Origin of the sequence: Ruminococcus sp. AF37-20 (genome assembly GCF_003460465.1) — a bacterium.
GTDB lineage: Bacteria > Bacillota > Clostridia > Oscillospirales > Ruminococcaceae > Hominimerdicola > Hominimerdicola aceti.
This window is the reverse complement of the sequence record NZ_QTVE01000003.1, coordinates 121649-137040: the sequence shown is the minus strand read 5'-3', so window position 1 is coordinate 137040 and position 15392 is coordinate 121649. Positions and strand designations below refer to the sequence as shown.

General features: G+C 43.8%; 12 protein-coding genes and 2 tRNA genes. 8 read left to right on the top strand and 6 right to left on the bottom strand.

Annotation, left to right across the window (positions count from 1 at the left end; genetic code table 11):
* Window positions 1-2: 2 nt before the first annotated feature.
* The 3 genes from DW015_RS02955 to DW015_RS02945 all read right to left on the bottom strand — a co-directional run bounded on the left by DW015_RS02955 (window position 3) and on the right by DW015_RS02945 (window position 3406).
* Window positions 3-1040: a restriction endonuclease gene (locus DW015_RS02955; RefSeq protein ID WP_117904079.1), complete on the bottom strand. Its 1038-nt coding sequence runs from the start codon at window positions 1038-1040 to the stop codon at window positions 3-5.
* Between the two features lie 17 nt (window positions 1041-1057).
* Window positions 1058-2278, bottom strand: coding sequence for a DNA cytosine methyltransferase (locus DW015_RS02950; protein WP_117904077.1), 1221 nt, complete (start codon window positions 2276-2278; stop codon window positions 1058-1060).
* A 120-nt stretch (window positions 2279-2398) separates the two neighbouring features.
* Window positions 2399-3406 (bottom strand): hypothetical protein, encoded by a 1008-nt coding sequence (locus DW015_RS02945; protein WP_117904075.1) that lies wholly within the window; start codon window positions 3404-3406, stop codon window positions 2399-2401.
* 296 nt (window positions 3407-3702) lie between these two features.
* Here DW015_RS02945 and DW015_RS02940 point away from each other — a divergent pair, with 296 nt between their 5' ends.
* The 4 genes from DW015_RS02940 (at window position 3703) to DW015_RS02920 (ending at window position 8749) form a co-directional block, all read left to right on the top strand.
* Window positions 3703-5172 carry a YfjI family protein gene (locus DW015_RS02940; RefSeq protein WP_117904073.1) on the top strand — a complete coding sequence of 490 codons (1470 nt, stop codon included), beginning with the start codon at window positions 3703-3705 and terminating at the stop codon, window positions 5170-5172.
* A gap of 86 nt (window positions 5173-5258) precedes the next feature.
* Window positions 5259-5579 carry a helix-turn-helix domain-containing protein gene (locus DW015_RS02935; protein ID WP_117904230.1) on the top strand — a complete coding sequence of 107 codons (321 nt, stop codon included), beginning with the start codon at window positions 5259-5261 and terminating at the stop codon, window positions 5577-5579.
* 562 nt (window positions 5580-6141) lie between these two features.
* On the top strand, window positions 6142-7434 hold the full coding sequence (locus DW015_RS02925; protein WP_117904071.1) for a plasmid recombination protein: 1293 nt from the start codon (window positions 6142-6144) through the stop codon (window positions 7432-7434).
* 133 nt (window positions 7435-7567) lie between these two features.
* Entirely contained in the window at window positions 7568-8749 is a 1182-nt protein-coding gene (locus DW015_RS02920; protein WP_117904069.1) for a tyrosine-type recombinase/integrase, read from the top strand.
* Window positions 8750-8865: 116 nt separating this feature from the next.
* Here the strand turns inward: DW015_RS02920 and DW015_RS02915 are convergent.
* Both DW015_RS02915 and DW015_RS02910 read right to left on the bottom strand, forming a co-directional pair.
* Window positions 8866-8940 (bottom strand) — tRNA-Glu (locus tag DW015_RS02915).
* Between the two features lie 21 nt (window positions 8941-8961).
* Window positions 8962-9038 (bottom strand) — tRNA-Met (locus DW015_RS02910).
* Window positions 9039-9299: 261 nt separating this feature from the next.
* Here DW015_RS02910 and ppk1 point away from each other — a divergent pair.
* The 4 genes from ppk1 to proS all read left to right on the top strand — a co-directional run bounded on the left by ppk1 (window position 9300) and on the right by proS (window position 14275).
* Window positions 9300-11408 (top strand): polyphosphate kinase 1, encoded by a 2109-nt coding sequence (gene ppk1, locus DW015_RS02905; protein ID WP_347501003.1) that lies wholly within the window; start codon window positions 9300-9302, stop codon window positions 11406-11408.
* Window positions 11405-12319 carry a CorA family divalent cation transporter gene (locus DW015_RS02900; RefSeq protein ID WP_046440278.1) on the top strand — a complete coding sequence of 305 codons (915 nt, stop codon included), beginning with the start codon at window positions 11405-11407 and terminating at the stop codon, window positions 12317-12319. The genes ppk1 and DW015_RS02900 overlap by 4 nt, the downstream gene beginning before the upstream one ends.
* A 74-nt stretch (window positions 12320-12393) precedes the next feature.
* Window positions 12394-12807, top strand: a complete 414-nt coding sequence (locus DW015_RS02895; RefSeq protein ID WP_242993202.1) for a hypothetical protein — start codon at window positions 12394-12396, stop codon at window positions 12805-12807.
* Window positions 12808-12832: 25 nt separating this feature from the next.
* Window positions 12833-14275 (top strand): proline--tRNA ligase, encoded by a 1443-nt coding sequence (gene proS, locus DW015_RS02890; protein ID WP_038670602.1) that lies wholly within the window; start codon window positions 12833-12835, stop codon window positions 14273-14275.
* A gap of 77 nt (window positions 14276-14352) precedes the next feature.
* Here the strand turns inward: proS and DW015_RS02885 are convergent, their stop codons facing one another.
* Window positions 14353-15378: a type II CAAX endopeptidase family protein gene (locus DW015_RS02885; protein ID WP_117904065.1), complete on the bottom strand. Its 1026-nt coding sequence runs from the start codon at window positions 15376-15378 to the stop codon at window positions 14353-14355.
* Window positions 15379-15392: the final 14 nt, after the last annotated feature.

The window sequence follows — 15392 nt, the reverse complement described above, 5'->3', positions numbered from 1 at the left end:
TATCATTCCCTGGGAATCTTGTACTCATTTCCAGTATCATCTCGAATTATCAGCCATTCAGAATTTGTTATAAGTGAAATATTGGATGGTAATTCTATAGATGCTTCTTCCATTTTTGTGATAGGCGGCTTAATGTATTTCAATATAAACTGCCCCATCTCTTTTCCTGCTTTGTCAGCAAGTAAATTCCATGCATTATTTCCGATTGCATAACGTCCACCATGCTCTACATAAGCTTTTTTCAATTTTTCCAACAATACTGATGGTGTAGGATCAAATACAATAAGCACAGGAGTAAGTCCTGCTTTCTCAGCTTCATATGGAAAGCTGAGTTCTTCACTAAAACGTCCTTGACCGCTTGCAGCAATCGTTACCCTTAACTTCAATTCATAAACTTCTTTATCATCCTCTATATAGCAATCAATCTGTCTTCCTTGGCGGGTAGGCTCACCATTTTCGTCAATTCTTCTAACAGGTGAATTGGTATGTGATTTTGGTTCGCCACCAAGACAGCTTGATAGAATAGGCTCGAATAGATACCCGGTTTCCTGAGCACTTCTATTATCGATATCATAAATCAACTTACGCCATCTCATCCATGAAAACAACAAATCATCAGAACAATTGCCGTACTCCAACAATCCCCTCAATCCTATCTGATCAGGAAGCGGAAACTTCTGAGTCTTTAATATATGATAATACTTATACCTTCTTCTATAAAGCTCTGAAAGATTTTTCAAATATAGATAGATTGAGTTGCTTGTATTTGTTGCGCCACACAATTCAAGATAATGAACAGCATCTTCTATAGACTTGTGCGGTAATGAAGAAATATCTGACATTGGAATTTCAAAGAAGTTTTTATGCGCTAATGCTATATATGAATCATCCATCCAATCAGGAGTAGCGTTAAACAAATCGAGATATGCAATATGGATTAGCAATGATACATCTTCTGGTGAAACTTCAACCAAGGCATTACCAGAACCGTGTTGAGAAAAAGAACGATAAAACACTTTCTGCTGTTTGGATATAGCCATAATTACACTCCTTAATATTATATACTGAATGCTAACTGTTCGTATTTAGGTGCTTGTAAAGCGGTCAACATCTGCACCGTCTTAGACAATGCAGGACTTAAGGCAGATGCTTTTGTAACTTCAAAATCTATTAACCCAGGAGAAACCTCATCAATAGGAAGTTCGTTATCTGCTTGCATTATCTTATACGCCATTTGTTTCGCAAAGACAGGGGGGATTGCATTCCCGATCTGAAGAATCTTCTGTGCATCAGTTCCGCAAAATCTGAAAGAATCAGGAAATGTCTGAATTCTCGCACATTCTCTTAATGTTAAAGTTCGATTTTGCGTCGGATGAACAAATTCTGAAGGGGAGGCACTTGTTATTGTTAAACAAGGCTCATCATAAAACAAGCGTTTTAGTCCAGATGGAGCCCCACCTCTTTTTTCGGTTGGAGTACCATCACAAACACGACGATTTGCTCTTCGCTTGAAAGAGTCGTGTTGCAAATGTTCAGGCAAATCTTTCATGCTTTGCCCACACTGTAATGCATCTATTCTTTGCTGCTGCAGTGCATTTTGTTTTCTAAATATATGATCGATTTCATGATTCTCTTGAGTTTCCAAATCAGCGATAGCGTCTCTTAGTGTAATGTTTGAGTTACGGTAAATCGAACCTGTTGCATTTATTTCAGGATTTGGAAAAGAAAAGTTGATTCCTAATCTGTTTCCTACAATAATCACTCGTTTCCTTCTCTGAGGAATTCCATATTCTTGCATATATACTTTTTTCAGAAATACAGAGTAACCGATTTCAGATAGTCTTTTGATACATTCAACAATATAGTTTCCTTTAGCTGTAGTTAAGATACCTTCTACGTTTTCCATCATAAACCATCGAGGGAAAAAATGCTCAATAGCTTGGGTGTAGTTCTTAACCAGTTTGTTTCGAGGATCGTCCCAAAATCTACTGCCTGCTGTTGTAAAACCTTGGCATGGAGGGCCGCCTATAATCAAGTCAAGATCACCTTTTTTTAGTCCAATTTCATCCCGTAACTTCTCAAAATCACAGGTTGAAAGATCAAGTTTTCTACATTTATTTCCTGCGAAGTTAGAGTTATATGTTTGCACTGCGGCATCAGCATTATCAAATGCAGCCAGGATGTCTATACCAGCTTCATGAAATCCAAGTGAACAGCCACCTGCTCCTGCAAATAAACTAATTGCCCGTAACGGGCTATGATTCATTATAATATCCATAACAATACTCCTTTGAAATTATTATAGCATAACTACACTGAAAAAGCAACTAAGAAATAGAGCATTTCACCTATTTTTCGTCATGTCACAACTATGAACCCACTGGATTCAAAGTTCCTCTCACTCCGCCTCAGCTTCCAAAGCATACACAAAACTCATTACGTCCTGCTTCATTTTCTCATAGAAAGCACTCAGCTTCTCATCGGGCAGGCGGTTCTCGGCTTCATACTCATCGAGCTTATCCTGCATCTGCTTTGTGAACACCTTGCGCTGCTGGTCATACTTCTCCACAAGTGCAGGATCATCAAGCACCTCAGCAGACAGTTTTGTTTTCTGCTGACCAATATAGTTACTGAGTCTTGTGCTGTATACTTTATAAGTGCCGTTCTCTCTTTTGCGCCTTTTGGCATTCTTGACTTCATGCTGATAGGTCGCCTGACAGTTCTCTGCTTCACAGGCGACAGCATTTTTCTTTCCGAGGAATACCTTACCGCAATACTTACACTTGCAAACATATAGCTTCATCTTATGTATCGCAAAACTGAAATCATAGAAGAAGTTCACAAGGGCTGTATCTGCTATGGTGTAAATATCGTTACGGTCATTTCCCCGTATGATTATCTTATCAAAACTGAGCCGAAACGCTTTCATGTCGCTCTCAGAGTTGAAGTCGAAGTTCCAGTCATCACGCATGACCTCACGGATATGGTTGAACACATCATTGACATACTCGGTTGACTTCTTCAAGGCACGGGTATTGAAGAATGCTCCTGCCTTGTCTATGTCTGCTCTCGCTTCGGTGAACACATCACGGAGCGTATCGGAATAGTACCTTGTAAAGAAGTTGAAGCTGTTCAGGCGGTTATCATCAAATCGTTCCAATATCTCACGGAACACCGCGCCTCTGCCGTTGATAGCTCCGATAAGCTCATCTGTGAGCTGTTCATAGTCAAGAAAATTGCTCCTGAACTCCGTTATGTCTCTGAACACATCATCAAAGCTGATAACGGTGTATGCGTCCTCGGAGATTTTTCCCCATACGCTCTCGTTATCCTCGGTAACAACAAATATCACGCTTTTTGCCTGCTCGTCGATGCGATAGAGCAGGATTTTTTTATCTTTGCCCATATTACACTCCTTTTCTATAACGTTCAAGATAGAATACGTTATGATAATTATACCATTGCACCCCGAAAAAGTCAAGATAATAACGTTTAAATCATGATACGTTATGATAAAACCGAAGTAATTAACGCAATTTGCACAGATTATAACGTAATATTATGGATTTACTAAGTGCCGTTACGGTAAATTGGATTGTCAGGAGAGAACGATACCTGACAGCGGAGCAGCATACTTCATGTTAACCGCAACAATTATAAAGCGCTTTATAAAATATCAAACGAAAGGACGATGATAGATCGTTGAACAATGAAACACAGTGGGCTCAGCCCACACCCCTCCGTCCCGATGGGACGAACCTCCTGCCGTTCCCTGTGAACGCACTGCCACCTATAATAGGTGATATGGCGCAGGCGATAGCGACTACCACCTCAACCGATGTTGCAATGGCAGGCACTACGATACTCTCGGCGGTGAGCTACTGCTTTTCGGGAGTATACCGTATGTCGGCAAAGCGTGACCATACGGAGCCGCTTGTGCTTGACACCCTGACGATAGCAGAGCCGAGCTTCAAGAAGTCTCCCGTTATGTCGCTGATAAAGCGTCCGTACATTCAGTTTGCACACGACTGGAACGAGAGCAACAAGCAGGACATCTTCACTTCTCAGGCTGAACGCAAGCTGTTGCAGAGCAAGCTCGAAGCTCTTGAAAAGAAAAAAGATGTGACCGCTGAGGAGATCGCCAAGCTGCAAACAGAACTGAGCAACATTCCGCCCAGCAACTTCCGCAGGATAGCCGTGGACGATGTTACACCCGAATCCCTTGTGAACCTGCTTGAAGAAAACGGAACGCTCCTGATGATCTCGGACGAAGCGGGAATGCTCGGAAATTTCAGCGGACGCTATTCCAACAACGTTCCGAATCTCGACCTCCTGCTGAAATCGTGGAACGGCGAAACATATATCAGCGACAGAGCGACCAGGGCGAGCATTGTTCTCAAAAAACCTTACATGAGCATCTGCCTTGCGTGCCAGCCCTATGTCTTTGACGGTATGATAAACAATCCTGTTTTCAGGGGTAGCGGTCTGATAGCGAGGTTCATGTATTGTTTCCCCGTCAGCAATATCGGTTCACGCAAGTACGATACACAGGCTGTGCCTGAATCCGTTTCCGTGAATTACAAGGACTTGATTTATAAGCTCCTCGGAGCGAAGTTCACCTACCATGACGAGAAAGAGCTGTATCTGCATTTCGATGCCAAGGCATACGGTGAGTTCGTTGACTACTACAACAACTTCATCGAGCCGCACCTTGTCACGGATATGGCATTCTGCAAAGACTGGGGCGGCAAGTATCACGGCGAACTGCTCCGTCTGTGCGGTATCATTCACTGTATCAAGTGTGCGCTGAACGACATTGAGCCTGTGGAGAGCCGTGTGACACTGGATACGTTCTGCAACGCTATTGAGATCGGTGAGTATTTCCGTGAACAGGCGATATACGCTTACAGCTTAGGTGACGTTGATATCGGCACGATCAAGGCTGAACGTGTGCTGAACAAGTTACGCTCCAAGCATATTCAGCAGATCAGACTGAACGATCTTTACAAGCTGTGCAGATGCACACTGTTCAAGAATGCTCAGGACTTCGCTGAGACTATGGAGATGCTGGAGGAGTACAACTATCTCCGCCGTGAGACTGTTCCGGCAGCAAACAGCTGTAACCGTTCGAGGGTAATGGTCTATATCAATCCTCACATCCGTACACAATAAACATTTTAGACATTATAGGAGCTATTGTGCTTAAAATGCTTAAAGTTCACAACATAAAAACCGTAGAAAGAGAGAGGTTTATTACTATGAATACAACAGAAAAGAAAGCAATCGTAGACAACATTCTGGAGCTGCTCATTCAGCTCACCGAGGACGGAGAAAACACCGTTCCGCAGACTACCAAAGCACCGACCGCCAACAAGGTCGAGATGTTGACTATCAAGGAGAGTGCCGCACTCATTACTGGACTTTCCGAACACACCGTCTGTCAGCTTGTGAAGCAGGGCAAGGTGAAGTCCGTCCGCACAGGCGAGGGCAGGAACGGAAAAATCCTTGTGAACAAGGCTGACCTGATCGCCTATTTCAATGGGAAGGGGCGTGAAAAATGGTCGATATGGAAAAGGTAAAAGCGTTGACTTCTATCCTTGAAAAAAGAAGCGGCCTTGATATTCGTGAAGCTGTTGCTCGCAGCATTCACTAACTCAACGGTTATGAGAGCTATCTCTATGAAAAAGAGATAGAATACCTGCTCGAAACTCTCGATGTCGAGGAGGAGCCGCCGTTCTGATTCAGGAAATCGAACTTGCTCATTTTTGAGCGGGTTCACTTCATCAAAATCCCCATAGGCTATTACTCATTTTTGAGTAAAACTCGTGTGATGATTTTGAAAAAATGTAATGCGGATTTTTGAATAAATGCGCCCACATTTTCGGCTGTGACCTCAGCCGATCAGCCTCGCAGAGCCACATTAGCATTTTTGATAGTCCGAGTAGGCTGTCAAAAGTGCTATGGGGTTACTGGCGGCGCACCGCAAGTAAATCCGGCTCTCCGAGCCGTTTGGTTTGCCGATATCCTTATCGTTGCAAGCCAATTTGCCCGTCAGGGCTTTGCATAGCACATAGCCGAGTCTTGTGCGAGCAATCTCCCTCATCAGAGGGTACGACTATAATTATAAAGGAGATTATTAACATGATCACAAAAACTATTTCAATGTGTCAGGGCAAAGGCAGCCTTTCACATAACAACAGGGAGTTCACTGCCAAGAACATCGACCCGTCCAGAACTGCGGATAACATCGTGTTCGTTCAGCAGGATCTGGGTGATGCTTACCACCAGCTTTTTGATGAAGCGGTAGAGAGATACAACGCTCATCAGAAAAGAAAGGATCGTATGATCGACGACTACTTCCAGCATCTGTTCAACCGTGAGCCAAGCAAAAGTGTTATCACCGGAGCGAACAAGCAGAAGAGCTTCTATGAAGACTTGGTGCAGATCGGCACAAAGGACGATACAGGTGTCGGCACTCCGGATGCAGAGATCGCAGTTGCCTGCCTGCGTGAGTACATGGAATATTTCCAGGCGAGAAATCCCAACTTCTACGTCTTTAACGCCGTTCTGCATCTAGATGAAGCAACGCCGCACCTGCATATCAACTACATTCCTGTTGGTCACTATGACAGAGGTCTTGATACCAGGAATGCTATGGCGAAAGCTCTTGAGGAAATGAACTTCGGTCATGATGCAAGAGCGATCAACCGCTGGAGACTCAAGGAGTGGGCTGTTCTCAGCAATATTTGTGCTGAACACGGTATTGAGATCAGTGAACCGCAGAAGTCCAGAGGTTACAGCTACACTGTCGAGGAGTACGGCAAGCATCAGGATGAGATAAAAGCTCTCAATGCTGAAATGGCTCAGGTCGAAAGTGAGCTTGCTGAGAAGCAGGCAAAGCGTGAAGATCTCAACCAGCAGATTGAACAGAAAACAGCACAAGTCAATGCAATAATCAACTACATTCCCGACTATGAAAAGGAGTTCAAGATCGAGGATGAGTGCGATCAGCTTCGCAGAGAGCTTGTCGGTCTGCTTGACGGTAAGCTGTCTATCATGAAGCACAAGGATGCTATCATCGCCAAGGTGCAGAGGCTCTGCAAGCTTGTCAAGAAGGTCAATGATAACGCTTACAAGTCCGGCAATACGATCTACTCTCTCCATGAAAAGCTCGATGCTGCGATGAAAGAGTATGATGATGTGTGTCAGCGCTGGAAATGTGCAGCAGAAGAACGCACGGAGCTTCGCCGTGATAACGCTGAACTGTCAGCTGAGGTCGATGACCTGACAGAGTTTGTGAGCCTGATGAAACGCTTAGAGCCGCAGAAGTATGCTGAGGTCAAGCAGGCACAGGCGTATGTTCACAGTCAGCGTGAACAGGAAGTACAGCAACAGTCCGCCGCCAAAAAGAAAAAGTCGTGGGGACTGGAATAATATAAAACAGAACAAAAGATGAAACTTTATGACATACCCTGAAAAGATACGTAAAATCTCTTGACAAGCCCAAAATATTGCGCTAAGATTATAGATGTACAAGGGTATGTCATAGATTTTTAGGAGGTAATCTATGGCAACAATAAAGAAGCGTGGCAACAGCTATCTTATCAGAGTGAGCTGCGGCTACGATATCAACGGCAATCACAAGGAACAGTCCATGACCTGGAAACCCGATGAGGGTATGACCAAGAAGCAGATTGAAAAGGAACTGAACAGACAGGCGGTAATGTTCGAGGAAGCTGTCAACCACGGCTACAAGACATCTGCTATGAAGTTTCAGGAGCTTGCGGAGGAATGGTTCGAGAACTACGCAAAGAACGCCCTCAGAAGCACTACCTATGAGAGAATGCTCCAGCTCACGCACCGTGTCTATCCTGCGATAGGGCATCTGCGTATCGACAAGATAACCGCAAGGCATTTGCAGAGCTTCGTGAACTCACTCGCCAAAGAGGGAGCGAACGAAAAGACAGGCAAGCCCCTTGCACCGAAAACGATACGTCACAACCTGAGCTTTATCTCGGACGTATTCAGCTATGCGGTGAGAATGGATTTGGTAGCGGACAACCCGTGCAGAAAAGTGACTATCCCGAAAGGTGAGGTCAAGGAGAAGCCTATTTACTCCCAGGAGGAAATGGCACAGCTCCTGACGGCTATCAACGGTGAGCCTACGAAGTACAGGGCGTTTTTCTTTCTGATAGCATACAGCGGTTTCCGCAGGAGTGAGATGCTCGGTCTTGAATGGAAGGACATCGACTTCGAGAATGACATCATCAGCGTCAAGAGAACGAGCAACTACACGTCAGAGCGTGGCATCTATACCGACACTACAAAGACCAAGCGTTCAAAGCGTGTGCTGAAAATCAGTCCGTACATAATGAATATCCTCAAAGAGCTGAAAGACGAGCAGGACGAGGAAGCACTCCGCCTGGGTGACAAGTGGGTAGAGAGCGACAGGCTGTTCGTCAAGTGGGACGGAAGTCCCATGAACAACCAGACTCCCTATGGCTGGCTGAAAGAGTTCTGCGAGAAGAACGATATGCCTTTCTATGGTATTCATAGTTTCAGACACTTCGCAGCTTCTGCCCTGATCTCGTCGGGGCTTGATGTAGTGACGGTATCGGGTGCGTTAGGACATTGCAACTCAGGAACTACTTTGAACGTCTATGCTCATATGTTCCAGACCGCACAGGCGAGAGTGGCTCAGGCGATGGACGGAGCATTCAGTTTTCTTCCGCAGGATAGCACAAGTTAAAACAAGTTTGTCCGCTAAAAAATCGCAATAGCGGACAAGTAGCGGACAAAGCACATTTTCAGTATAAAAGAAAAACTCGGAAACGGCGATATTACGCTGCTTCCGAGCACATTGAATGGTGACCCGTACGGGAATTGAACCCATGATTCCGCCGTGAAAGGGCGGCGTCTTAACCTCTTGACCAACGGGCCGATTTTTCGCTATGAGAAATGTGGTAGCGGTAACTGGATTTGAACCGGTGACACCCTGGGTATGAACCAAGTGCTCTAGCCAACTGAGCTATACCGCCATATGCGTTTCTCATAGCGACTTGATTATTATACACTATTTATGCCCCGTTGTCAACCTTTTTTGCACAAAAAGTTTGGACTTTTTTGATTTTTGCTTTTTTGTACAGTGTTTTTGCCTGCAAATTTACGAAAATCTATCATTTTGCATAATTTGATTGTGCCGATGTGGTCAATGCTGCATAAAAGAAGAATATTTTACATGAATTTTTCCTGAAACTCTTTAACAATTTATTATTTTGTGTTATAATAGATGAAATAGTATAGATGTACATAAAATCATAATATCAAATTCCAAGGAGAATAACATAATGAAAAATGTGTTTATGAATAGAGAGCTGTCATGGCTGAAATTTAATGAAAGAGTCCTTGAGGAGGCTGAGCGTGAGTGCGTGCCACTCTGTGAAAGACTTTCTTTTGCTTCTATCTATCAGAGCAATCTGGACGAGTTCTTTATGGTTCGTGTAGGCTCGCTTACTGACCAGATGGAGGTCGATCCAGACAGCAGGGAAAATAAAACAAATATGACCGCTAAGGAACAGCTCAAAGCCGTTATCGCTAGAGTGGGCGAGCTTAACGAGCGTAAAAATAAGATCTACGCTGACCTTATGAAGAAAATAGCCGAGCAGGGCGTTGCTCTTGTTGATTTTTCCAAGCTTACAGCGGAGGAAAATTCTCAGTTGGAACAGTATTTTATTAATCAGATAGCTCCGCTCCTGTCGCCTATGGTGGTGGGCAAAAGGCAGCCTTTCCCTTTCCTTAAAAATAAGGATATCTATGCCGCTGTTGTCCTTGAAAGCAAAAATTCCAAGGAGAAGCTGGGTGTTATCTCCTGCGGAAGTGAGGTCTTTCCAAGACTTATAAAAGTCGGCTCAACGGGCAAGTATATGCTTTCTGAAGAGCTTATCCTCCACTATGTCCCGAAAATTTTCAAGGGATATACTGTGAAGTCAAAGTCACTTATAAGAGTAACAAGGAATGCTGACATCGACGCTGACGCACTTTACGACGAAGATCTTGATTACCGTGAGTTCATGGCTGACCTTATCAAGAAAAGAAAGCGTCTTGCACCTGTCAGACTGGAGCTTTCAAGGCAGCTTGATAACAATATCGTTGACCTGCTCTGCAAACAGCTTGAAGTAAATAAAAAATCTGTTTTCAGAAACAGCACTCCTCTTGATCTGTCATTCCTGTTCCAGATACAGGATATACTCAGACAGAAAACTGAGCTTTTCTATAAAAAGAGAGTTCCGCAGAGGTTTACTGCCTTTGACGATAACAAGCCGATCCTGCCGCAGATAAAAAAGAAAGACAGACTGCTTTCTTATCCTTTTGATAGCATAAAGCCTTTTATCAATATGCTCCGTGAGGCGGCTGACGATAAAAATGTTGTGTCTATAAAAATGACATTGTATCGTGTGGCAAAGCACAGTGAGGTGGTCGAAGCTCTTTGTGAAGCCGCAGAGAATGGCAAGGACGTTCTTGTATTGGTAGAGCTTAAGGCGAGATTTGATGAGGAAAATAATATCGAGTGGTCACGCCGACTTGAAAAGGCTGGCTGTACTGTTATCTATGGTCTGGAGGGCTATAAGGTACATTCAAAGCTTTGCCTTATCACAAAGCGTTCAGGCACAAAGACTGAGTATTATACTCAGATAGGCACCGGAAACTACAACGAGAAAACTTCAAGACTTTATACCGACCTGTCTGTTATGACCTGCGATAAGGACATCGCAAAGGACGCTATAGATGTGTTCAATGCCCTTGCTTCTGACGATACTGTAAAGAGCGTTGACAAGCTTCTTGTTGCGCCGAATTGTCTGCAAAACAAGGTGCTTGATATGATAGACGAGCAGATAGCCATAGCACAATCAGGTGGAGAGGGCTATATTGGGGTGAAGATAAATTCTCTCACTGATAAGAAGATAATCGACAGATTTATTGAAGCTTCAAGAGCAGGCGTTAAGATAGACCTTGTGGTAAGAGGCATATGCTGTCTTATCCCGGGCGTTGAGGGCGAAACCGACAACATCAGGATAATAAGCATTGTAGGACGTTTTCTTGAACATTCCCGTATCTATATGTTTGGCAAGGGCGAGGAAAGAAAGATATATATTGCTTCCGCAGACTTTATGACAAGAAATACCCTCAGACGTGTTGAGGTCGCTGCACCTATTCTTGACGAGGATATCAAGGCTCAGATAAGTATGATGTTCGACAAAATGCTTGCAGATAATTGTCAGGCAAGAGAGCTTGATTCTGACGGGGAATATACCCTTGTTTCAGACGGAAAAGAACCGCTCAATTCTCAGGAACTTTTCTATGACCTTGCCTATGAAAGAGCTTCAAAGGCGGAGGTCGAGGATAAATGACCATATTTGCCCTGAAGGGTTCACTTGAAGAAATAACACCGGCACAGCTGAGCGAACAAACTTGCTCGGCTGTGTTTATTACCGACTCTGCTCACGCAGAGGAAACCCTCAGAACGGCGAACATAACCTACGAGGGTGTGATATCCCTGCGTGACGTTGTGTTCTGTAAGATAGAATCACAGCCTTTTTGTCTGGCAGGCACGCTTTCTATCCCCAAGCTTCTTGACATAAGGGGAAGTCGCCACAGGATACAGTTTTTTATCGACAACAAAAACATGGTGATAATAGACGATGAGGAGTTCTCGCTCAGGTTAGTCCAACGCATACAGAGAAGCAGGCATAATCAGGGAGAGAGCAGGGAGCATTTTATCTACAATTTTTTCAGCGAATTTATGCTCCGTGACACCGAGCTTCTTGCGGAACATGAGCAAAAGCTTATGGAGCTTGAGGAAAACGTAAACGATGGCAAGACGGACGATTTTCTTGAAACTATAACGCCTATCAGAAAAGAGCTTCTTATTTTGAGAAGCTACTATGATGAAATAATGGATCTGGGCAGAGAGCTTGAAGAGGACGAGAACGGCTTCTTTGAGAAAAAGCAGAAAAAATATTTCGGCACTATCTCAGACCGTGCCGACAGGCTTATGGGCAGAACTGTACATCTTCTTGAATATGCAACGCAGGTGCGAGACGCTTATCAGTCCCATGTCAATGCTCAGCAGAACAAGAATATGGAGTTTCTTACGGTCATATCCACTATATTTTTCCCTCTGACCCTTATCACGGGCTGGTATGGCATGAACTTTCAGAATATGCCCGAACTTAAAGAGGGGTATCCGGGTGTTATAGCCCTTAGCATAATAGTAGTGATAGTGTGTATAATCTTTTTCAAACGAAAGAAAATGCTTTAAGGCGGACTTTGTTCCGCCTTTTTTTCGTGCTAAAGGTCAGAAATGGCGGTAAATTCATATTTCACCTCTTGAATTTGGATAATAATTGTGCTATAATAACTTTATATTTGCGAAAAGAGGTGACTTGTCTGAATAAAGAATTACTGCTATTGCTGTTGAAGCTGGCAGCAGGCTGTGTCGTAATAATGACCTTTATCGTCATTGCCTGCCTTATCACTCCAAAAATAGCACGATTTATTGAAAAACGTCACCCTGAGCTTGCCAAAAAGGACGATCCCGAAAGGGTGGACGGTGAGAATACAGGGAATGATCCTGAGAACTATAAGGTACAGGGCATATTTGATAAGTCCCACATTGACGGCTGGGATCCCAACTATAAGATATATAACGAGGATATCTATGCTCTTAATTTTAAAAAGAAAAAGAAGAATGTCAGCAGTGAAGCTGTTAAAAAAGACGACGGCAACAAGAATAATGACAATGCCTGAATGATATAAGAAAGAGGTTTTATAAATGGCTAAGGATAAGAAAATGGTTGACGCGATAACCTCCATGGACGAGGATTTCGCAAAATGGTATACTGATATATGTATGAAGGCTGAGCTTGTTTCATACACAAGCGTAAAGGGCTGTATGGTAATAAGACCTTACGGCTACGCAATATGGGAGAATATCCAACATATACTTGACACAAAGTTCAAGGAGCTTGGTCATGAAAATGTTTGCATGCCTATGTTTATCCCTGAGAGCCTGCTTCAGAAGGAGAAAGACCACGTTGAGGGCTTTGCTCCTGAGGTAGCTTGGGTAACATACGGCGGAAGTGAAAAGCTTGAAGACAGACTTTGTGTAAGACCAACGTCTGAAACGCTTTTCTGCGAGCATTATGCTAATATAGTTCATTCCTACAGAGATCTTCCTAAGCTTTACAATCAGTGGGTATCTGTTGTACGTTGGGAAAAAACAACAAGACCATTTCTTCGTTCAAGAGAGTTCCTGTGGCAGGAGGGTCATACTATCCACGAGACACCTGAGGAGGCTATCGAGGAGACAGAGAGAATGCTCAACGTATACGCTGATTTCTGCGAGCAGCAGCTTGCTATGCCGGTCGTAAAGGGCAGAAAGACAGAGAGCGACAAGTTCGCAGGTGCAGAAGCAACATACGCTATTGAGGCTCTTATGCACGACGGCAAGGCTTTGCAGGCAGGCACTTCGCATTACTTTGGCGATGGCTTTGCAAAGGCTTTCGATATCACTTATACCGGAAGAGATAATAAGCTTGCACACCCATTCCAGACATCATGGGGCGTTACGACAAGACTTATCGGTGCAGTTATAATGACACACGGCGACGATAACGGACTTGTTCTGCCACCTGCTGTTGCACCTGTTCAGGTAGTTATCGTACCTATAGCACAGCACAAAGAGGGCGTTCTTGACAAGGCTAACGAGCTTTACAACACACTTAAAAATGCAGGCATAAGAGTTAAGCTCGACGATTCAGAGCAGTCACCTGGCTGGAAGTTTGCACAGTATGAGATGAAGGGCGTTCCTGTAAGACTTGAAATTGGTCCAAAGGATATTGAGAACGATCAGTGTGTGCTTGTTACAAGACACAACAGAGAAAAGGTATTCTGCAAGCTTGGCGAGCTTGTTGAAACAGTAAATGAAAGACTTCAGGCTGTTCATGACGGTCTTTATGCAAAGGCACTTGAAAACAGAGAAAGACGTACCTATGTTTGCAAGACACTTGACGAGATAACAAAGGCTCTTGAGGAAAAGGGCGACGGCTTTGTTAAGGCAATGTGGTGCGGCGATGAAGCTTGCGAGGATAAGGTAAAGGAACTCACAGGAGTAGGTTCAAGATGTATCCCGTTCGAGCAGGAAGAGATAGCAGATACCTGCGTATGCTGTGGAAAGCCTGCAAAGCATATGGTGCTTTGGGGCAAGGCTTATTAATAGGCTTTTTGGATAAAAAAATATCGGGTGGCTGTCAATTTGTTATTGGCAGTCACCCGTTTTTTTGTTTGTGATTTTTAGCTGTTTGCTTGGACAAGACTCTTTATTATCGGTATGATAAGGCAGAGCATATATACTATAGTGGCAGGGTTTGTAAAGACGTATCTGCGACATTCTTTCGGTGTAAGCACGTTTTTGCTGTCATCAATGATAAGCTTTTTAAGACTTGTGAAAAGAACCATAAAGCCTACCAGACCTATGACTATCTCAGCAACGCTCATGAAGGTTTCATAGTGTTCAAGTCCTATCGCATCAGATATGGACGAGAAGTTTGCAAGCAGATTGTTTAGACAGTGTATTATAACTGTTGGCAGTATCGAGCCGCACTTTGCGGCAATAATAGCGTAAACAAGTCCTGTGCCGAATGCCGAAGCCGCCTGAGGGATATTTCCGTGCATAAGTCCGAACGCAAGTGCCGAGAAAAGTACCGCCGCACTCCTTCCGTATGGGCTTAGAGCCGTGAGGATCGCTCCACGATAGATAAATTCCTCCACGATAGGGGCTATTATCACAACGTATGAGAACTGCACTATTACTGCAATGGCAGAGGGCTGATGAATGGAAAAATCGCTTGTTGGCACTGTCACTCCGTTTTGACCAAGTATACCCGTGAGGATAGATGTGAGCTGTGACAGCAGAATGTTTATCACAAAGCAGGCTGAAAACCATTTTAACCCTTTTACTGCCGTGCCTTTTTTCGGTTTTATGAAGCTTGATTCTCGTTTTCGGAAAAGTATAGCAAAAACTATCCCAAAAACAAACACGCTCATAAGAGTGATAAACAAATTTGCCGTCATGGAAAAAGTAGTTGAGCTTATAAAAGCGGTCTGCTTTTTCAGATAGCTGAGAACTGCCGAGTAGCTAAGAGTGAATTTTCCTGAGTGGTAAGTGTATGCAACGTAAAAGAATAACACTGCGAATATCCTGTTTAGCAGGTTGTATAAAATGAGCAGAAGTGAAATTTTCACGCAATCTATAGTAAGAAGTTTCTTTTCCTGCTGTTTTTCAGGGGTCAGCAGAGAAACAGACTTTTTGGTAGTCAAATATTATTCCTCCC

What these genes read in the sequence shown, in the direction of transcription:
- DW015_RS02920 (WP_117904069.1), top strand. Translation starts at nt 7,568, where the DNA reads ATGGCAACAATAAAGAAGCGTGGCAACAGCTATCTTATCAGAGTGAGC.
- DW015_RS02925 (WP_117904071.1), top strand. Translation starts at nt 6,142, where the DNA reads ATGATCACAAAAACTATTTCAATGTGTCAGGGCAAAGGCAGCCTTTCA.
- DW015_RS02950 (WP_117904077.1), bottom strand. Translation starts at nt 2,278, where the DNA reads ATGGATATTATAATGAATCATAGCCCGTTACGGGCAATTAGTTTATTT.
- DW015_RS02935 (WP_117904230.1), top strand. Translation starts at nt 5,259, where the DNA reads ATGAATACAACAGAAAAGAAAGCAATCGTAGACAACATTCTGGAGCTG.
- DW015_RS02955 (WP_117904079.1), bottom strand. Translation starts at nt 1,040, where the DNA reads ATGGCTATATCCAAACAGCAGAAAGTGTTTTATCGTTCTTTTTCTCAA.
- DW015_RS02945 (WP_117904075.1), bottom strand. Translation starts at nt 3,406, where the DNA reads ATGGGCAAAGATAAAAAAATCCTGCTCTATCGCATCGACGAGCAGGCA.
- proS (WP_038670602.1), top strand. Translation starts at nt 12,833, where the DNA reads ATGGCTAAGGATAAGAAAATGGTTGACGCGATAACCTCCATGGACGAG.
- DW015_RS02900 (WP_046440278.1), top strand. Translation starts at nt 11,405, where the DNA reads ATGACCATATTTGCCCTGAAGGGTTCACTTGAAGAAATAACACCGGCA.